Genomic DNA, 19330 nt, shown 5'->3' with positions numbered 1-19330 from the left:
AGACACCATGCGTAAGTTGATCCTGGCTTCGGCGATGCTGACCGCCGCGATGGCGGCGCCGGCGCTGGCACAGACCAGCACCACCGGCACCGTCACCATCGACGGTTCGGTGGCGCCGCGCTGCCTGTTCACCACGGCGAGCGCGACGATCAACGCGGGCGAGCTCGCCTTGACCGGCACCGGCGCGAGCGCGGGCAAGCTGGACGCGAGCAAGCTCGACGGTCAGAGCCGCACGCTCACCGGCTGGTGCAACGGCACCGCCTCGTCGATGGCGGTCGAGGCCAAGCCGGTGGTCAACACCACGGTGACGAGCGCGCCGCCGGCGGGCTTCGACCGGGTCGTCAACTACACCGCGACGGCGACCGCCAACGCGGTCGACGCGAGCGACAGCTCGGTCGTGGCGGGGGCGGGCAGCTCGAGCACCGTCGGGCTGTTCACCGGCAACGTCACCGTGACCCTGTCCAATTCGTCGACGCCGACCTCGGGCCTGCTCGTGGCCGGCGCCTATCAGGGTGAGACTGTCGTCACCTTGACGGCGGCGAACTGACCCTGGCGATCCAAGGAGCACAGCGATGAAAGCTCTCATGTTGGGAATTGCCGCCGCCGCGGCCATGCTCCCCGGAACCGCCTTCGCGCAGGCGGCCAGCGACACCTCGACCGGCCAGGTCGTCGTCAACGGCAACGTCGCGCGGCTGTGCATCCTTGGAACGCCGTCGCGCGCCACGGTGGATCTCGGCCAGATGGCCGCCACCTCGGGCACGCGGGTGGGGCGGATCGCGGCGCTTGGCGAGCAGAGCGTCACACTCCCGGGGTCGTTCTGCAACTTCGCCGGATCCGCCCTCACCGTAACCGTCACGGCGCTGGTCTCGACCGACGCGTCGGCGGTCCAGCCCGGGTTCGCCAAGGCGGTGAACTACACGGCGACCGCGTCCAACTGGGCGATCACCTCGACCGCGGCGACTTCGGCGGCCACGGCGTCCGGGGCGACGCCGACGGCAACCAGCACCGGCGCGACGCAGCCGGCGCCCAAGACCGCCGACGTCAACGTCACGCTGTCGGGCTTCACCGCGCCGTCCGACGCGCTGCTGACCGCGGGCACCTATAACGGCCTCGTCGTCGTGACGCTCGGGCCGGCCGTGAGCGGAGGGCTCTGACATGGCACGTTCCCTGATCCTCGCAGCCGGTGCGATCGCCGCCCTGACGGGCGGTTCGGCCGCAGCGCAGAGCGCCACCGACACCAAGTCGTTCACCGTGACCGGCAACGTGCCTGCACTTTGCTCAGGCGGAACGATCGCAGGCGCTGGCTCGACCTTCGATCTCGGCGTGCTGGTCGACACCTCGACCGGCGTGCTGCGCACCGACCTGGCGGCGCCGCCAAAGACGCTGACCGGGGCCTTCTGCAGCGCGCAGAGCACGATCACGGTCGCAGCGACACCGCTCGCGGCGCAGAATTTCACGGCGACGCCGCCGGCGGGCTTCTCGCGGTCGGTGAACTACACCGCGACGGCGAGCGGATGGACGACGACGCCGGCGAGCTTCGCGACGGGCGCGGCCACCAACGCCGCGGCGACGCAGACCCGCGCGACGGCCTTTTCGGGCGACATCACCGTCGGCATCGGTACCTTCGGGACGAGCGGGGGCAACGCGCTGCGGCTGGTTGCCGACACCAGCTATGTCGGCGTCGTGACCGTCACGCTCGCGGTGGCGAACTGAGATGGAGCGGGTCGCGGCAATCCTTGCCATCGCGCTGGCGGCGGGCGCTTCGCCCGTGGCCGCACAGACCCGCACCGCCACCACCGAGCTGCCCGTCATCGGCTTTGCACCCCAGATCTGCGCGCTCCAGCCGCCGCGTCTCGCGCCCGGCGCGCAAGTCAATTTCCGCGGCCTGAGCGGCGAGACGCTGCAGATCGACCAGATGGTGGATTCGACGACGCTCGCGACGAATGCCGCGAGCGCCTCGCTGCAGTTCGATGCCGTCTGCACCTTCCCGCATCGGCTGCGCGTGGAATCGCAGAACAACGGCCTGTGGCGGACGACGGAAATCGCGCCGGTGCCGGCTTCGGGATTCACCTACGCGGTGCCGTATCGCGCGGAACTGTCCTGGGCGGGCACCAACGCCGCACTCGACGCCGACGCGCTCTCGCGCCGGGTCAACGAACGGCGGCTGCTCGTCGAGGAACCGAGCGCCGGCACATTGCAACTGCGCATCGTGATCGAGCAGGGCGCGTCGAACGTGCGCGCCAATGCACCGCTCATCGCCGGCTATTATGGCGACACGCTGCGCATCGTCCTGGAGCCGCAATGATGCTTGCTCGACTCCTCACCGGCACACTGGCGCTGATGGCGGCATCGCCGGCCGCAGCGCAAACCGGCGATACCGCACGCGGCCGCATCGAGATCGCCGGGCGGACGCCGCCCGCCTGCCTGATCCGCACCGCGCGAGCCGGCAACGCGCTCAATGCGAGTTTCATCCCGGCCGGTCCGTCGAGCGGCGAGATCCGCATCGCCGAGCTGGTCGATCCGCAGACCGCGGAGCCGCGTGCGGCGGAAATGGTGATCGAGCTGCCGGTGGTGTGCAACGCGGCGCACCGGCTGACTCTGACCAGCACGAACGGCGGGCTGCTGCGCGAGGGAGGCAATGCGCGCAACCGTCAGACGGCCGGGGCGTTCGGCGAACTGCTCGGCTATCAGCTCGACGCGAACTGGGGAAGCCGCGCGCTGACGCTGAATGCGGCGACGGCGCCGCTGGCGACGCTCGACGTGCCCGACGGCATGGCTGGCGACCTGTTGCTGCGCCTGTCGATTCCGGCCGGCGGCGGTCCGCTGGTCGCCGGGCGCTATTCCGACACGGTGGTGATCGAACTGAATGTTTCCAGCTGACCCCGGGGGGCGGCTGTGGGGGAGTCATGGGGTATGAAGTTTCTTCGGGGTCTTGTCACGGCGCTCGCGGCGGTGGCGGCGGTCTTCGCCTCGCCGGCGTGGAGCATGACCGTCCAGCCCGTCGTGATCGACCTGTCCGTGTCCGGCCGGGGCATGAGCCAGGTGATCACCGTCGAGAACACCTTCGCGACCCCGCTGCCGGTCGAGCTGCGCGTCCAGGAACTCGAATTTGACGAGAATGGCGTCAAGGCGACGGGCAAGGACAGCGAGGACTTGCTGATTTTCCCGCCCCAGGCGCTGATCCAGCCGGGACAGACCCAGACCTTCCGTATCCAATATGTCGGCGACCCGGACCTCAAGGCGAGCAAGCATTATTACGTCACGGTCGCGCAGCTGCCGGTGAAGCTGCCCGAAGGGCAGTCGGCGATCCAGATTCTCTACAATTTCCAGGTCCTGGTGAGCGTGACGCCCGCCGGTGCGAAGCCTGCGCTCGCGGTCCGCTCGGCCGAGGTCGGCAAGAATGCGCAGGGCAAGCCCGTACCGGTGCTCACGCTCGACAATCCGTCGGCGGCGCACGGCTATCTGTCGAGCGGTCGCCTGCGGATCATTCAGAGGGACGCTTCGGGCAAGGAGGTCTTCCGCAAGACCCTCTCCGGCCCGGAAGTCCAGCAGACGATCGGCTTCGGTCTCGTGGGGGCCAACCAGGTCCGCCGCATGACGCTGCCGATTGAACTGCCGGTCGATGGGGGCAAAGTTGACGCAAGCTTTACGCCCGATACCTGAGCGCGCCTATCTGCTCGGCGGCTGCGCGCTGCTGCTGGTTTCGCTGCTGGCGGTCCCGGCCACGGCGAGCGAGCAGGCGGGCACGACGCTGCAGGTGCAAGAGCGGCGGATCACGATCCAGGCGCCGCAGGCGGTGGTGGCCGGGCAGCAGATGCGGCTCAACCCGACCGGCCGCCCGATCACGCTCACCGTGCCGGTCAAGGACGGCGGGGTCTATCTCGGCGACATCCAGCTGACGATCCTGCCCGACGACAGCATCGAGCTGCCGGCGCAGCGGTTGATCGACCTGCTCGCCAACGTGCTCAACCCCGACACGCTCCGGGCGCTGCAGGCGGTGTCGTCGACCAACGCCTCGCTGTCGCCCGCCGATTTTGAGTCCTCGGGCGTGCAGTTGCGCTACAACCCGCAGACGCTCGAGCTCAACCTGGTCATCGCCGCCGAGCGGCGCGGCACCAAGATGGTGTCGGTCAGCCCGCTCGACCGCGAGCGCATCGGCACCTTCGCGCCGCCCGCGGACTTCAGCACCTATCTCAACATCCGCGGTGCGCTCGACTATCTGCACGCCGGCGGTGATGTCGGCTTCACTTCGCCGATCTTCTCGCTCGACGGCGCGACCCGCATCGGCAAGATCGTCGCCGAGAGCGAGGCGGTGTGGCAGCCCGGCGCGATCGGCGCCGACTTCCAGCGGCTCGGATCGCGGCTGGTGTTCGACGACGAGGCGAACCTGGTGCGCTGGACCGCCGGCGACTTGCGTACGATCAGCCGCGGCTTTCAGTCGGCGCCCGACATTGCCGGCGTCTCGATCTTCCGTTCGTACAGCGTCCTGCAACCACAGCAGATCATCCGGCCGCGCGGCGACCGGAGCTTCCGTCTGGACCGTCCCTCGACCGTTGAGGTCGAGGTCAACGGCCAGATCGTCCGGCGTCTCCAGCTCGCACCCGGCAATTATGATCTTCGCGACTTCCCCTTCACACAAGGCGCGAACGACATCCGGCTGTCGGTGCTGGACGACGCCGGGCGAACGGAATTGCTGCGCTTCAATCTGTTCCTCGACCAGTCGCAGCTCGCCAAGGGGTTGAGCGAGTTCGGGCTCTACGCCGGCGTGCTCAACCCGCTCGGTCCGCGCGGCCCGCGCTACAGCGACGACTGGGCGGTGACCGGCTTCTATCGCCGCGGCATCACCGACCGCCTGACGCTCGGCGCGAACATCCAGGCGGACAAGCGCTCGCGGATGGGCGGCGCCGAGTTCGTCATCGCGACGCCGCTCGGTTCCTTCGCGGGCAATTTCTCGCTGTCGGATATCCGCAACTACGGTACCGGCCATGCCGCGACGCTCACCTTCCAGCGGCTGATCCAGCGCAGGAACGGGCAAGCGGATTCGCTGACGCTGTTCGCCGAGACGCGCAGCCGGCGGTTCGGCCCGATCGGAGTCTTCGTGCCCGACAACCAGTTCTCGGCCGAGTTCGGCGGCGGCTATTCGCACGCCTTCAACGACCGGCTCTATGCCGGGTTCGACGGGCGCTACTCGATCGGCCGCGGCGCGCAGCCCGACCTGCACAGCTATCGCGTGACGAGCGGCTATCGCATCTCCGACACCGCCAGCCTGACGGTCGATGCGCGATGGGAGCGCGACAGCGCGGGATCGCGCTTCGGCGCGCTCGCCTCGCTGGTCGTGCGGCTCGGCCGCTACTCGAGCATCCGCGGCGACTATGACACGCGCGACAACCGCATGCGCGCGTCGTTCCAGACGCTGCACGGCCAGGGGGTCGGGTCCTACAACATTACCGCCGATATCGAGCGCAGCGATCGCGGTTCCGGCTTCAACTTCAACGGCAACTATTACGCCAATCGCGCCGAACTCGGGCTCAGCCATTTCGGCACGTTCGAGGGGACGTTCGGCAACCGCACCAGCCAGCGCACCTCGATGCGCCTCGGCACCTCGCTGGCGATCGCCGACGGCGCCTTCTCGATCGGCCGGCCGATCTATGACAGCTTCGCGATCGTCAAGCCGCACGCGACGCTCAAGGGTGCCGATGTGCTGGTCGAGCCGACGCCGTTCGGCTTCACCGCCAACAGCGGCATGCTGCACGCCGGGACGCATCCGAGCCTGAGCTCCTATGCCGAGCGGACGGTGACGGTCGACGCGCCGAACGCCCCGCCGGGCGCGGATCTCGGCCAAGGCTCGTTCCGCCTGCTGCCGCCCTATCGCAGCGGCTACAAGCTGGTCGTCGGATCGGAATATTTCGTCACCGCGATCGGCCGCATGGTCGATGTCGATGGCGAGCCGGTAAGCCTGGTCACGGGCAGCGCGACCGAAATCGCGCATCCCGAGCGGCCGCCGGTGACGGTGTTCACGACCCGCGACGGCCGCTTCGCCGCCGCCGGCCTCGCACCGGGGCGCTGGCGGATCGAGATGCTCGACGCCAAGAAATCGACCTACATCATCACCATCCCGGCCGACACCAAGGGCCTTGTGCGCCTGCCGGAACTCAAGTCGGGGAAGGATCAGTGACCATGCGCTTCGGTAAAATCGGGCTTATTCTCTGCGCGCTGGCGGGCATGTTCGCCGGGAGCGGGGCGATGGCGGCGGGCCGCTGCGGCCTGGTGACCGTCTCGGGCGGCGTCGCCAACCTGCAATATGATCCGTTCAGCCCTGCCGCGTTCGGCGTGACGATCACCGGGGTGACGCTCTCGCGCGTCAACGGCGCGGGCGGCGAGAAATCGTCGGAGATCGAGTTCTATGCCAAGGGCGCCACCTCGGCGCAGAACGGCGCGACGCTTACGCCCATCCAGACCCCCAGCACCGGGCAGGGCGGGACCGGCTACAACCAGAACATTTTCTTCGGCACGAACCAGGCGCCGCCGCTGCTCAACATCGAGAGCCAGACGCCCGCGCCGGGCGTGTTCCGCTGGGCCTTTTCGGGCAACAATGCTGCGTCGGACACGTTCACGCTCAACTTCGCGCTGACGCTGCCGGCGAACCTCAACCTGATCGCGGGGGGCACGCTGCCCTTCGACATCGTCTACAGCTGCAAGGGAACCGGCGGCGGCGGTCCGTTCACCGACACCGGCGTCTACCCTAACGCGATCACCGTCTCGGTGACCGTGCTCAGCGGCCTTCAGGCGAGCTATGTCGGAACCGCGCTCGATTTCGGCGAGGTCGGCGACAAGACCACCGCTGAGGTCACGGCGGCGCCGGCGACCTACACCACGCCGTCGACCAACTATGTTCGCGTGGCGAGCTCGGGACCCTATTCGGTCGCGCTCAGCTCGCCCAACAGCTACCGGCTGACCTATCCGGGCGGCAATGTCGCCGACGCGAACCAGACGCTGCGCTACAGCTTGCGGTTCCTCGGCCAGACCCGCTCGACGGCGAGCCCGACCTTCACCACCGTGACCTGCCAACGCGGCGGCACCGACGCGGCTTCCGGCCATCTGCCGATCACCGCGACGCTGCTCGAGGGCGGGCAGGGCAAGGCCGTGTCGCCGCAATATGGCGAAGTCCTGGTGGTCACCGTCACGCCGCTGGTGTCGAGCACCCCGGCGGGGATTCAGCAGAACTGCGCCGCGCTCTGACCGTCAGGTCAGAGCGGGACGATGCGGAACGAGATCTGCGCCGAGGTCACGCCCTTCGGAACCTCCAGCGTCACGCCATTGTTGGCGATGCCCGCGCGGTTCGTCTTGCGGATGCGCGTGGAACCCTGCTGCGAAAGCTGGACCTTCTGGCCGCCGATTATCAGGCTTCCCTTGGCGAGCGCATCGGAATGATCCGCATAGATCTCGTAGCCATTGGGGCTGTTGCAGAATTCGCTGAGCGTGCCGAGCGACACCTCGCCGGCGGCGACCGGCACCGAGGTGGCGTCGACGCTCGCGCGGCAGATCACCGGGACGAAGCCGGTGATGCCGAGGGTGTAGCGCCCCGACGCGACGTCGAGCGCAGGGTTGATCGCCGACGCGTTGACCGCGACGAAACTGCTAAGCGCGGCGGCGGCAAGCGCGCCGGTCTTGATCGCTCGAACCATGTTCGACTCCGAGTTGATTGCGAGCCGACACTAGGCGAGACACTTTCAGTATTGGTTTCTCCGGCTGGTAAAGGCGGTTTTAACACTTGCGAGGCGGGTGGATTCGACAACCCAGGGCTGACAATGCTTTAGCGACAATTGCGAATATTTGTACCTTCGCGCGGGATCGCGACGACTGGCGGATAGATCGGTCATCCGCGCTCAGCGGCCGGCCGCGCGCTCGACCGGGATCCGGATCGCGAGCAGCGCGCCGGCGCTGATCGCCTCCTCATAGGCGGTTCCCCCGAGCATCACGATGCGCCGCTCGAGCGAGCGCGAGGCGATACGTTCCTCGCCATCGGCATCGCTGGACGGATCGGGCGGGCGCCCATCGGTCTTGATGCTGAGGAAGAGCTGGTCGTCGCGCATCGCCATGCTGACGACGAACTGCCGGGCGCCGGCATAGCGGACCGCGTTCGAGATCGCCTCGCGGATGAGCAGCTCGAGCTCCATTGAGAGATTGACGGACACCGCGATGGCGAGCTCGCCCTGCGGCGCCATCCGGCAATCGATCTGCCAATGGCGCGCGAGCAGTTCGAGCCGCCGGATGATGAGTGCGACCAAGTCGACGCTGTCGTTCGCACCCTCCCGGCGCTCGACCATCAGCGCGCGCAGATTGACCTGCTCGGCGGCGATGATCGACACGATCTCCGCGAGTTCCTCGTCGAGCTCCTCGCGATCGCCGTCCAGGCGATTGCGCAACGCCGAAAGCTTGAGCCGCAGTCCGGCAAGCGTCTGGGTGATCCCGTCGTGCAGGTCCCGGCTCATCGCGGTGCGCGCCGAGGTCTGCGCGCGCTCGAACCAGCGCGCCAGCGCCTGCTGCCGGGCGAGTGCGGTGTTCATGGCCTCGCCGGCCCGCGCCGCGGTCTCGAGCAAGGTGCCCGATGGCCGCCCGATCCCGAGCAGGATGGCGTGCCCCTGCATCTCGCCGGCTTGGATCGGTACGCCGCACATCGGCTGGGCGGCGAGCGGCAAGTCGGGCGGCAGGCCGGGCGCCTCTCCCGACGCGCGCCGGACCACGCCGCGCCAGTCGCGCAGCAAGGTAGCCCGCGTCGACGGATCGAACAGGAACGCCTGCTCGTCCCAGTTGGCGGGCAGGAACTTCGCGGCCTGTTCGGCGGTAAGGTCGACCCGGAAGAGGCGGTCACCTTCGACCCGGACCGCATGGATGCGGCCATGGTCCGAGGTGCGCCAGACGAACAGCACCTGGGGCGCATGCACGTGGCGCGTCAGCTCGGCCGCCAGCACGTCGAGCGAGAGAAGGCGCGGATCGTCGCCGACCTCGGACCAGGCTTCATGCTCGGACGGTTCGTCGTCGGCCTGCCGCGCAATCGCAGACCAGCGTCCGAGCAGCATGATCGCGGCGAGATTGACCAGCCCGAACTGCAGCCACACCGCGCCGTCCGCCATTGCCCACAGCCCGGCGAGCATCGCACCCGGGCCCGCGAGGAGAACCAGCAGATCGAGCAGGAGAAGCCGGCGCAGCAGCGCCTGGCGCGACGGCGCCGATGCCAGCGCGAACCAGACGAAGGGGAGGTACAGCGCCGGCGACGAAGCGCACAGCACCAGCATCGCGCCGCACATTGCAAGGTCGAGCGCGCCGGCGAAGGCCCGCAGGCGATGGTCGATCAGCCACAGAAACTGGTGCGCAAGCAGCAATGCGACCGCGATCGCACCATAGGCGAGCAGCAATGTCTGGGTCAGGAGCCGCAATTCGCCAGGGACGTCGCCGACACGGCCCAGCAGAAGCAGGGCAAGGGGAACGAGCGCGAGGCGGGCAAGAACGACGATCGCGCGGCCGCCATCGGCGCCTTCGAACGCGCGGTCGAACACGCGGAGCATCGCCTGGCCGACGCCGCCCGTGCCCGCAGGGGCCCGGGCTCTCATTGGTGTTTGCGCTTCGCCGGGAACTTGGTCCGCGCTCATGAATTCGCCCCCCAATGCGCTTGCCCTGCCGGCGAGTTAACCACCCGGGAAGATCACTCGTCTAGACCAGTACGCAAAACAGGCGTGGACATGATAGGATATCGAGCATGAAGCAGGGATTGCGCCATCGCCTGAACGCGCGGAGCGTGGCGCTGATCTGCCGGCTCGAGGTGGATCTTCCGGTCCTTGCGCTGCTGTGGGTGGCGGCCGCAGCGCTTGCCGGCGGCCTGCGCATGTCATTTGGCGGGAGCGCTGCGCCGGCGATCGTCCCGAACCTGGCGTCCTACTCACTGCTCGCCGCGGCGCCGATCGTGACGATGTTCCTTGGCCTGCGCTGGTTCCGCAGGGGAATGTTGCATCCACAGCCGGCGCTGCGGCTCAGCCGCATGGGGCGCTGGCATATCGTCGACCCCGTCGTCGCGCGCGCGCTGCCGCTGTTCGGGGCGACCGGGCTGATGGCCTCGCTCGTCGTCGGCATCCTGCTCAACATCCCGCTGCGCGCGGCCGAGTTCCTCACCGCGATGCCGGCGCTTCCTGCCGATGCGCCGGGCTGGCTCCTGATCCTGCGGCAATTGATGCTGCTCGACGTGGTGCTGATGACCAGCATGTATGCCTTCGCCGCCGTGCTGGCGCTGCGTCACGTGCCCAGCTTCCCGCGCTTTCTGATCGCGGCCTGGGTGATCGACATCCTCCTTCAGATCGGCATCGCCCGCATCCTGGGCGCGGTCGACGATCTGCCCCCGATGGTTGCCGCGTCGCTCGGCGGCCTGCTGGAGGGAAATCTCAAGAAGGTGCTGATCAGCATCGCGATCTGGCTGCCCTATCTGATCCTGTCGAAACGCGTGAACTTGACCTATCGCTGCCGCGTGCCGGCCTGAGGCTGACCGCGTTGCACATCGGCGACGTGGATCACCGCCCAGCGATCGGCATAGGCGCGGCGCCAGCCGGGCTCGCGATCGAGCTTCGCGACAAGCGCGTTGTCCGGGGGCAGGATGGTCCAGGCGAACTTCCACCGCGCATCGGCACGGCGCCAGCGTGCGATATCGCCGCGCGACATCTCGAAATAATCGCTGGTGAAGACGTCGCCATACATGTCCGAGCGCCCGTCGATGAACGGGCGGATCCTCTCCAGCACGAGCAGTCCGCCAAAGCTGTACTCGTTGAACACCGGTTGGCCGCGTAGATCGGGCGGGACCGTCTGCAGTGCGGATTGCGGCACGCCGCGGCTGTCGGGCCGATCGAACGGCAGCGCCAGGCGAGCCGTGGCGACGCCCGCGAACAGCAGCGCGGCGATCGCGAGCAGGGGCCTGAGCTCCACACGTTCTGCCCGGATCGCGGGCAACAGCGGCGGACGGGGCCGTGGCGCTCCGTCGCTCCAGGCCCGGCCGATCGGCTCGGCGAGTACGACCGTCGCGACCACCATCAGCACCGCGAGCTGCCGGATATGCTCGAGCGCCAAATGCAGGAAACCGAGCAGCATCAGCAGACGCACCAGCGGCACGCGCGCCGGGCGATAGAGCAGGAAGAACAACCCGGAGAGCAGGATCACCTCGAACCCGGTGACCTTGTCGAACGAGGCCGGGCGCCACTCGCCGATATATTGCAGCAGCTCGAGCCGGCTGACGTAGAGAGGATATTCGTAGGCGTGATAGCCCGCCGGGTTGCACAGGCCGGCGACCAGCAGGATCGCGCCGAACAGGCCCCAGCCGCGGACGACCTGCCACCGCCGGCCGCGATCGGCTTCGATCAACGCCTCCAGGCCGAAGGCACCCGCAATCGCGATGCCGATGACGAAGCTGGCATGCGCATTGACCCAGACAAGCATCAGCAGTCCCAGCCATGGCGAGGGTGCCGTGTCGCGCTCGCGCGCGCGGATCATCAGCAGCATCCAGCCCGCGAGCATGGGCAGGGCGAGCATGAGCGGACGAGCGAGATAGGCCGGGGCCAGCGCGATCGTGGCGTAGACCAGGAAGAGCGCCGAGGCGGCCGGCGGCATCCACTTGCGGAGATGCGCCGCCAGCATGGCGTAGAGCAGCGCCGCGGCAGTGCCGAACAACAGCATGATACCGCGCCAACCGGCCGCCTGCCACGCGCCGAACATCACGATCTCGGAGAGCCATTCGTGCGCCATCCATTCGCGCCCGGCGGCGCTGAACGAGAAGGGGTCGGTGCGCGGAACCTGGCCGTGCTGGACGATCCAGGCGCCCGCACCGATGTGCCAGCCGGTGTCGCCGTCGGCCAGCGCGTTGCTCACGACCAGCGCGAACGCGAAGACGATGAAGGGCGCACCGATGAGGAGAAACAGGTCGCCGGGAGCGACGCGCGAAGTGGATTTGTCTGTATCGCCCAACTCCCGCACCCCTGCCCGGACCGATTCGAATCAGAAACCAACTAGGGTAGCGGTGAAATTATCCGTCCGATTTCGAAAGTGGAATGACCAAAAAATCGAGTAAATACGTATATCTTTAGTTATAAACCGGACGTCCCGGTACTGATTAGATGTATGTTTCTTAGCATGGGGGCGGCCGGATTACGGTTAATCGCTAAAGGTATGGTGCATAGTAAATCATTGAAAAACAATGATTAAAAATAGAATGGTTAACGGGATATGCCTGTAAATAGCTGATATAAAAGGTAAATTTTTAATTATTGACTTGTCTCCCGAACAGGCAGCGTAATCGATTTGCGGGGTGTGATGGCGCTTCGAAACCTGCCGGGGGGCGGGGCGAAGATGAGATTCCAAACGGGGGCCGTTGCAATCCGAACGCTTGGAGACCGGGCAGGCTTGCCCGTTGGGAGACGTGAAATGACCATGATCAAGGCTCTGTGGAACGACGAGAGCGGCGCTTCCGCCGCGGAATATGCGCTGATTCTGGCAATCGTCGGCACTGGCATCGCGCTCGCCGCCTGGCAGCTCGGCGATGCGGTCAGCGGCGCGATGAACTCGGCCACCAACTGCATCAAGAACGGCGAGGCCAACAAGGGCGTCTGCTGACGCTTGCGGGGGGCCGCCTGCGGGAGGTCCCCCTTTCGTGACAACGCGGGTGGGGGCGTATGCGTAGTCAGTCGATTATCATATTGGCGATTGCCGTGGTCGTGGGATTGGCCGCCGTTTTTCTTGCCAATACTTATCTGGGCCGCGTCGAGCAGGCACAGACCCAGACAGCGCAGGGCACCCGTAAAGTAGTCGTCGCGCGCGTGCCGATCGATTTCGGCGCCCAGGTCACCGCGGACAAGGTCCGCCTGATCGACTGGCCGGCGGACTCGGTTCCGGCCGGCGCTTTCCATTCCTTCGAGCAGCTGCTGCCCATGGGCAAGGCCCGGGTGGCGCTGCGCCCCATTCTCGCCGACGAACCGATCCTTCGTCCGAAGCTGGCCGGGGAAGGCGGGCGGGCGACGATCTCCGCCGTGCTCAAGCCCGGCATGCGCGCCGCGGCGGTGCGCGTGAACGACGTCGCCGGGGTGGCCGGCTTCGTGCTCCCGGGCGACGTCGTCGACGTGCTCGTCACGCGCTCGCCGACCGACCTGACGGGCAATCGCGGGCAGATCACCGACGTGCTGCTGCAGAAGGTCCGCGTGATCGCGATCGACCAGGATGCCAACGACAATGCCGCCAAGCCGGTGATCGGCAAGACCGCGACGCTCGAGGTGTCGCAGCTCGATTCGCAGAAACTCGCGCTCGCCCAGCAGGTCGGGACGCTGAGCCTCGTGCTGCGCACCGTGGCCGGCGAGGTCAATCCGGTGGTCGAGACGGTGAGCGTCGAGGATCTCCGCGATGGCGCGTTCGTCGGGGGATATAATTCGCCGCAGCCTGCGGCCTTTCGCCCGGAACCGGCCCCGAACCGCGTGCGGCAGCCGCGCGCGCCGCAGCCGCGGCCTGCCGCGACTCCGGCAGGCAACCGGGTCGAGGTGATCCGCGGAACTCAGGACAAGAGCTATGAGGTGGGGCGCTATGCGGGGTTCTGATCGCAAGGCTGGCCTGGCCCGCGGGCTCGCCACGGCACTGTGCGCAATGCCGCTGGCGATGGTGATGGCGACGCCGGCGGCCGCGCAACTGGTCGCGGCCGCACCTGCGGCGTCGGCGGGCGAAGTCATCGTGCCGCTCAACAAGAGCCAGGTGGTGGTGGCGGACCGGCCGTTCGCCAAGGTGCTGATCGGCAATCCCGAGATCGCCGACATCGTCCCGCTCACCAACCGCTCGGTCTATGTGCTCGGCAAGAAGCAGGGCACGACCAGCCTGACCATTTATGACCGCAACAACACGCTGATCGCAGTGATGGACGTGTCGGTCGGCACCGACGTCGTGTCGCTGCGCCGCCAGCTGGCCGAACTGCTTCCGGCCGAGAATATCGCGGTACGCGCGTCGGGCGACTCGGTGGTGCTGTCGGGGACCGTGTCCTCGGGGCCCGCCGCCGATCGCGCCAAGCAGATCGCGGCGACCTTCGCGGGCGAGAAGGTCGTCAACCTGCTCAGCGTCGGCGCGGCGCAGCAGGTGATGCTCGAGGTGCGCTTCTCGGAGATGAACCGCACCGCGGCCAAGCAACTCGGCTTCAACAACGCCTTCTTCTCGGGCGGCTTTCGCGGCGGCACCGGCAACACCGCGCCGCAGACCGCGATCCTGACCGATCAGGCCGGACGCCCGGTGGTCAACCTGCCCGGCATCCTCGAATCCTTCGGTGTCGGCGCCGCGCGCTACAGCATCGGGTCGCTCAACATCGTGACGGCGCTCGACGCGCTCGAGCGCAAGGGGGTCGTGACCACGCTCGCCGAACCGACGCTGATCGCGCTGTCCGGTGAGTCCGCATCCTTCCTGGCGGGCGGCGAATTCCCCGTGCCGGTCGCGCAGAATTCGAGCGGCGGAGCAGGCAATGGCGGCTCGACGATCACCGTCGAGTTCAAGCCGTTCGGCGTCAGCCTCGCCTTCACCCCGACCGTGCTCGACGACGGCGTGATCAACCTGGAGGTCGCGCCCGAGGTGAGCTCGATCGATCCATCGGCATCGGTGACGATCAACGGATTGACGGTGCCGGGCCTGCAGACGCGGCGGGCCAAGACTACGCTGGAGCTGCGCGATGGCCAGTCCTTCGCGATCGCCGGACTGCTGCGCAACGATTTCCAGGACACGGTGCGGCAGTTCCCCGTGCTTGGCTCGATCCCGATCCTGGGCGCGCTGTTCCGTTCGACCGGCTTCCAGAAGCAGGAGACCGAGCTGGTCATCATCGTCACGCCGCGGCTGGTGCAGCCGGTGAGCGCCGAGAAGCTCGCCGTGCCGACCGACCGGGTGATGCCGCCGAGCGAGGGCGACCTGTTCGGGTTCGGCCGCACCGATCGAGCGGTCGGGATCAACCCGCTCAATCCGTACGAGGCGCCGCCCGAGGCGAAGAAGGCGAAGCCGCCGGCGCGCGCGCTGCCCGAGGACGATCCCTCCGGCTACGAGATGAGGAAGTGACGATGGCCGCCAAGCTGATCCGTTCCTGCGCCCTCATGGCCGCGCTGGCGCTGGCCGGCTGCACGCCGATCGACACCGGCTTCGGGGAGTCGGTGCGCGCAAACCAGGCACTGCACGTCATCAATCCCGGCCCTGTCGCGGACGATGTGCCGATCGCGGCCTCCGGCGAGCGCGCTGCTGCCGCCGCGGAACGCTATCGCAAGGGCGAGGTCAAGCCGCCCGCCACGGTCACCACCACCGGCTCCGCGAGCGCCTCGGGCGGCCCGCCGAAATAGCGGGGAGCGGCGATGCGAACCCCCGGCGATCTTCTGCGGAACGAGGATGGCGCGGTCGCCCCGATTGTGGCGATCGCGCTGTTCGGCCTTGTGGCCGCGGCGGGGCTGGCGTTCGACTATACCCGACTGGCCGGTCTCGATACCGAGCTGCAGAGCGCCGCGGATCAGGCGGCGCTGGCCGCGGCGTCGCAGCTCGACGGGCTGAGCAATGCGCGCGCACGCGCCACGTCGGCGGCGCAAAGCCTGATCGCTAACCGCGCGCTCTTCGCCAATGACGCCTCGGACCGCACGGTCACCGTTCCGACGGTCACCTTCTACTCCGCGTTCGGCGATGCCGCGCAGACGCTGGCGACCGGCGATGGCGACGCTCATTTCGTGAAGGTCACGGTCGGTGCACGCACCGCGCGCTATGCGCTGACGCCGATCGCAGGCGCGCTGAATTCAGGTCCTCTCGATGCCTCGGCAGTGGCGGGCGTCGGCTCGGCGATCTGCAACGTGCCGCCGGTGATGGTGTGCAACCCCTCCGAGCCGCTCAACAACATCGACGAATATTACGGCTTCAGCCCTGCCGTGGGGGTCGGGCTCAAGCTGATCACCGGCAATGCCGACACGCCGGGCAATTTCGGCTGGCTCGAATCGAACAGCGGCAATGGCGCCAACGAGCTCGCGGCCGCGCTGGGCTACAACAAGCCGCCGGGCAACTGCTCGCCGATGACCGGCGTGACGACGAAGACCGGGATGAGCGCCTCGGTGCTCTCAGCGCTCAACACGCGGTTCGACGTGTTCGCCAACGGCAATTCGACTTGCCCGTCGCAGGGCGGGGGCATCTGTTCGCCGTCGAGCAACAGCCGCAAAGACCTCGTCTGCAGCTCGGCCAACGGCACCAGCTGCTCGGACGATATCTGGGCCGAGTCCGCCAGGCCCTATCGCCCGACCAGCGTCGCCGCGCTGCCCTCGGACGGCAGCGCCGACCCCGACGTGATGGGCTATCCGCGCGACCTGTGCCACGCGGTTTCGGCGGGCGGCCAGACCTGCGGCACGATGGGCAGCGGGAACTGGGATCGCGACGCCTATTTCCGGGTCAACTACAAGCTCAACGGATCGACCGCGTGGACGGGCGCGACCGGCCTGTCGGCCACCGCGACCCGCTACGCCGTATACCAATGGGAGATGACGCATACGGCGGTCACCGTCGGCGGCCAGTCCTATGGCATATCGGTGCCCCAGCCGCTGGGATCGGGCGGAAACGGAAATGGCAATGGGAACGGCAACGGAAATGGCAACGGCAATGGCAACGGCAACGCGGCCCAGCCTACTGCGTTCGGCTATCCCGCGACCGGGCGTGCCGGCCTGACGCCAGGCGCCGAGGGCGATCGGCGCCGGATTTCGGTCGCGGTGCTCAACTGCCGCGCGCTCTCGCTCAACGGCAAGTCGACACAGATACCCGTCGCCAAATGGCTCGACGTGTTCCTCGTCGAGCCGTCCTACGCGCGCAAAAGCGGCAACATCTCGTATACCGACTCGAAGGAGGTCTATGTCGAGGTGATCGGCGAGACCACCGCCGGCGCGAACGGAGTCAACCAACCCCAGGTGGTGCGGCGCGACGTGCCGTATCTGCTGCAATGATCCGGCTAGCCTCCGCATTGTGGCGGGGCAGCTCGGGCTCGGCGAGCATCGAGCTGGTGCTGGTCGCACCGCTGATGCTGGTCCTGATGTTCGGCGCGGTCGATCTCGGCAACTATTTCATGTCGCAGCATGTCGTGGTGAAAGCGGTCCGCGACGGCGCGCGCTATGCCTCGCGACGGGGCTTTGCCGAGTATAGCTGCGCGACCGCCTCCACCGACGTGATCACCAAGACCCGCGACATCACGCGAACCGGGACGATCAGCGGGGGAACCGCGCGGCTGGTGGGCTGGACCGATCCCACCAGCGTCACGCTGACGGTGCGCTGCGACACGTCCGGGACCTATTCGGGGATTTACAAGGGGCAGGCGAGCGGCGTGCCGGTGGTCAAGGTCTCGGCGACCGTGCCCTACACCTCGCTGTTCCGCCATTTCGGCATCGCCACCTCGCCGATCAGCATGACCGCGGCCTCCGAAGTCTCGGTGATGGGCGTATGATCGCCCGCGGCCTCCTCGCTGACCGGTCGGGCTCGGGCGCAGCGGAGTTCGCGCTGGTGCTGCCGCTGCTCATCGTCTTCCTGCTCGGCACGGTCGACGTCGCGCGTTTCCTTTGGGAGTGCAACCGCGCCGAGAAAGCCACCCAGATGGGCGCGCGCTACGCGATCGTCACCGATATCGTCCCAGGGGGGCTCGCGGGCTACAGTTTCACCGTCAGCGACGGGCTGCTGCAAGGCGGCGCCGTGCCGCAGGCGAATTTCGCCGGGGCGAGCTGCGTCTCGACCGCCGTGACGGGCAAGGACGCGACGGCGATCGCATGCACCTGCATCAGCGGCAGCTGCCCGTGGCTCGGCACCGCGGACGTTGCGGCGTTCAACCGCATCGCCGCGCGGATGCGGATGGTGTTTCCGCGGCTGACCGCGGCGAATGTCGAGATCCGCTACGAATATTCCGGGCTTGGTTATGCCGGAGACCCGAACGGCGCCGATGTCGCGCCGTTGATCGTGGTCCGGCTGCGCAACGTGCAGTTCCGGCCGGTGCTGTTCAGCTTCTTCGGGACCAGCAGCATCGCGTTGCCGGCATTCAGCGCTTCCCTGATTCTGGAGGACGGGATCGGGAACGTGGCGAACTAGGAGTGACGATGTGGAAGTGCGTAATTTGAGCGAATGGGGACCAGGCGGCTGGCGCGTCCGCGGCAGTGCCGTCTCGGTTGAGCTGGTGCTGTCGCAGGCCGAGATCGGCGCGAGCGAGATCGGGCCCAGCCGGCGCAACGATTTCGTGATCGAGCTGACCGCGCTCGAGCCCGACGCCGATATTCCGGCCGACATCTCGACGCGCGCGCAGACGATCGTGGTCGAGGTTCGCGCCAACGATCCCGGCTCGATCCGGCGGCTCGAGCGGTTGCGCGAGCGGCATCCGCGGCTGATCGTCGTCGCCGCGGCGCGCGATACCTCGCTCGCGGCGGTGCGTGCGCTGCTGCGGGTCGGCGCCAGCGACGTGATTCCGCTCCCGCTGGTGCGCAGCGAGCTCGAAGCGGTGATCGACCGGCTCGGCGAGCAGATCGTTCGGGCGCAGCCGGCGCCCGGCAAGCTGGTCGCGGTGATCAAGAGCGTGGGCGGGGTCGGCGCGACGGCGCTGGTGACTCAGCTCGCCGCGCTCTACGCCGCCCGCGAGGGCAAGGCGGGGCGGGAGACCGCGCTGTTCGACCTCGATCTGCAGAACGGGAATGTCGCGACCTATCTCGGACTGGAGGCCAATCTCACCGTCGGCGACCTGCTCGAGGCGGGTTCGCGGCTCGACCTGGCGGTGCTGCGTTCGGTGCCGGCCAAGCACGCCCGAGGGCTCGCGGTGTTCGCCGCGCCGGTGGAGATCATGCCGCTCGAATCGATCGACACCGATCAGATCTGCGGCCTCGTCGAGCTCGCCCGGACGAGCTACGACACCGTCTTCCTCGACCTGCCGAGCGACTGGACGAACTGGTCGCTGTCGTTGGTGGCGCGGGCGAGCACGATCCTGTTCACGGTCGACCTGACCATCGCCAGCCTGCGCAAGGCGCAGCGGCAGCTCTCGCTGCTCGAGCGGCTCGGCATCGCGCCCGAGGCTGTGCGCATCGTCGTCAACCGCACCGAGAAGAGGCTGTTCCGCTCGATCAATCTCGGCGACGCCGAGCGGGTGCTGCGCCGGCCGGTGACCTTCACCATGGCCAACGATTTCCCGTTGGTCATGGCGGCACTGAACGAGGGAATCCTGATCGGCGACATCAAGGGCAAGAGCCGGCTGAGCCGTGACCTGGAGGCCATGATGGACGGTTTGGACGAGTTGCTCGGCCGGAGTTGA

20 protein-coding genes are annotated in these 19330 nt (G+C 67.9%); 17 read left to right on the top strand and 3 right to left on the bottom strand.

Annotated features, from left to right (window positions below; translation table 11 throughout):
- The first annotated feature begins 7 nt into the window (after positions 1-7).
- Genes ACO227_RS17790 through ACO227_RS17755 form a run of 8 tightly spaced genes read left to right on the top strand, consistent with a single transcriptional unit; the run spans position 8 to position 7239 of the window.
- Positions 8-547: a hypothetical protein gene (locus ACO227_RS17790; protein ID WP_423603667.1), complete on the top strand. Its 540-nt coding sequence runs from the start codon at positions 8-10 to the stop codon at positions 545-547.
- Between the two features lie 25 nt (positions 548-572).
- Positions 573-1154 (top strand): hypothetical protein, encoded by a 582-nt coding sequence (locus tag ACO227_RS17785; RefSeq protein WP_423603665.1) that lies wholly within the window; start codon positions 573-575, stop codon positions 1152-1154.
- Between the two features lies 1 nt (position 1155).
- Positions 1156-1713, top strand: a complete 558-nt coding sequence (locus ACO227_RS17780) for a hypothetical protein (protein ID WP_423603664.1) — start codon at positions 1156-1158, stop codon at positions 1711-1713.
- A gap of 1 nt (position 1714) precedes the next feature.
- Positions 1715-2305 (top strand): hypothetical protein, encoded by a 591-nt coding sequence (locus tag ACO227_RS17775; RefSeq protein ID WP_423603662.1) that lies wholly within the window; start codon positions 1715-1717, stop codon positions 2303-2305.
- Entirely contained in the window at positions 2305-2880 is a 576-nt protein-coding gene (locus tag ACO227_RS17770; RefSeq protein WP_423603660.1) for a hypothetical protein, read from the top strand. The genes ACO227_RS17775 and ACO227_RS17770 overlap by 1 nt, the downstream gene beginning before the upstream one ends.
- Before the next feature lie 33 nt (positions 2881-2913).
- The gene (locus tag ACO227_RS17765; RefSeq protein WP_423603658.1) at positions 2914-3663 is read left to right on the top strand and encodes a fimbrial biogenesis chaperone; all 750 of its coding nucleotides are present in this window, start codon (positions 2914-2916) and stop codon (positions 3661-3663) included.
- Positions 3635-6175 (top strand): fimbrial biogenesis outer membrane usher protein, encoded by a 2541-nt coding sequence (locus tag ACO227_RS17760; protein ID WP_423603656.1) that lies wholly within the window; start codon positions 3635-3637, stop codon positions 6173-6175. The genes ACO227_RS17765 and ACO227_RS17760 overlap by 29 nt, the downstream gene beginning before the upstream one ends.
- A 2-nt stretch (positions 6176-6177) precedes the next feature.
- Positions 6178-7239, top strand: a complete 1062-nt coding sequence (locus ACO227_RS17755) for a hypothetical protein (RefSeq protein WP_423603655.1) — start codon at positions 6178-6180, stop codon at positions 7237-7239.
- An 8-nt stretch (positions 7240-7247) separates the two neighbouring features.
- On the opposite strand, the gene ACO227_RS17750 is transcribed toward ACO227_RS17755, so the two are convergent.
- Together ACO227_RS17750 and ACO227_RS17745 are read right to left on the bottom strand one after the other, a co-directional pair.
- On the bottom strand, positions 7248-7685 hold the full coding sequence (locus tag ACO227_RS17750; RefSeq protein WP_423603653.1) for a hypothetical protein: 438 nt from the start codon (positions 7683-7685) through the stop codon (positions 7248-7250).
- Between the two features lie 201 nt (positions 7686-7886).
- On the bottom strand, positions 7887-9611 hold the full coding sequence (locus ACO227_RS17745) for a sensor histidine kinase (protein ID WP_423603652.1): 1725 nt from the start codon (positions 9609-9611) through the stop codon (positions 7887-7889).
- Positions 9612-9757: 146 nt separating this feature from the next.
- On the opposite strand from ACO227_RS17745, the gene ACO227_RS17740 reads away from it, so the two are divergent.
- Positions 9758-10528: a DUF2569 family protein gene (locus tag ACO227_RS17740; RefSeq protein WP_423603651.1), complete on the top strand. Its 771-nt coding sequence runs from the start codon at positions 9758-9760 to the stop codon at positions 10526-10528.
- Here the strand turns inward: ACO227_RS17740 and ACO227_RS17735 are convergent.
- Positions 10504-12000: a hypothetical protein gene (locus tag ACO227_RS17735; RefSeq protein WP_423603649.1), complete on the bottom strand. Its 1497-nt coding sequence runs from the start codon at positions 11998-12000 to the stop codon at positions 10504-10506. The two genes, ACO227_RS17740 and ACO227_RS17735, sit on opposite strands and share 25 nt — an antisense overlap.
- A 456-nt stretch (positions 12001-12456) precedes the next feature.
- Between ACO227_RS17735 and ACO227_RS17730 the strand changes: the two genes are divergently transcribed.
- From ACO227_RS17730 to ACO227_RS17695, 8 genes are all read left to right on the top strand, one after another.
- Positions 12457-12645, top strand: coding sequence for a Flp family type IVb pilin (locus tag ACO227_RS17730; protein WP_423603648.1), 189 nt, complete (start codon positions 12457-12459; stop codon positions 12643-12645).
- A gap of 101 nt (positions 12646-12746) precedes the next feature.
- Positions 12747-13616, top strand: coding sequence for a Flp pilus assembly protein CpaB (gene cpaB / locus ACO227_RS17725; RefSeq protein ID WP_423603646.1), 870 nt, complete (start codon positions 12747-12749; stop codon positions 13614-13616).
- Positions 13617-13662: 46 nt separating this feature from the next.
- A complete protein-coding gene (locus ACO227_RS17720; RefSeq protein WP_423603644.1) occupies positions 13663-15099 on the top strand; it encodes a type II and III secretion system protein family protein in 1437 nt (478 codons plus the stop codon).
- A gap of 2 nt (positions 15100-15101) precedes the next feature.
- Positions 15102-15374 (top strand): hypothetical protein, encoded by a 273-nt coding sequence (locus ACO227_RS17715; RefSeq protein WP_423603643.1) that lies wholly within the window; start codon positions 15102-15104, stop codon positions 15372-15374.
- Positions 15375-15386: 12 nt separating this feature from the next.
- On the top strand, positions 15387-17000 hold the full coding sequence (locus tag ACO227_RS17710) for a pilus assembly protein TadG-related protein (RefSeq protein WP_423603641.1): 1614 nt from the start codon (positions 15387-15389) through the stop codon (positions 16998-17000).
- Positions 16997-17494: a TadE/TadG family type IV pilus assembly protein gene (locus ACO227_RS17705; RefSeq protein ID WP_423603640.1), complete on the top strand. Its 498-nt coding sequence runs from the start codon at positions 16997-16999 to the stop codon at positions 17492-17494. Before ACO227_RS17710 ends, ACO227_RS17705 begins: the two co-directional genes overlap by 4 nt.
- Positions 17491-18126, top strand: a complete 636-nt coding sequence (locus tag ACO227_RS17700; RefSeq protein WP_423603638.1) for a TadE/TadG family type IV pilus assembly protein — start codon at positions 17491-17493, stop codon at positions 18124-18126. The genes ACO227_RS17705 and ACO227_RS17700 overlap by 4 nt, the downstream gene beginning before the upstream one ends.
- Before the next feature lie 10 nt (positions 18127-18136).
- Positions 18137-19330, top strand: coding sequence for an AAA family ATPase (locus ACO227_RS17695; protein ID WP_423603637.1), 1194 nt, complete (start codon positions 18137-18139; stop codon positions 19328-19330).

Source organism: Sphingomonas sp. MS122, assembly GCF_049532975.1.
Taxonomy (GTDB): Bacteria; Pseudomonadota; Alphaproteobacteria; order Sphingomonadales; family Sphingomonadaceae; genus Sphingomonas.
Note: the sequence above shows the minus strand (reverse complement) of the source record. Positions and strands in the feature narration are given on the sequence as shown.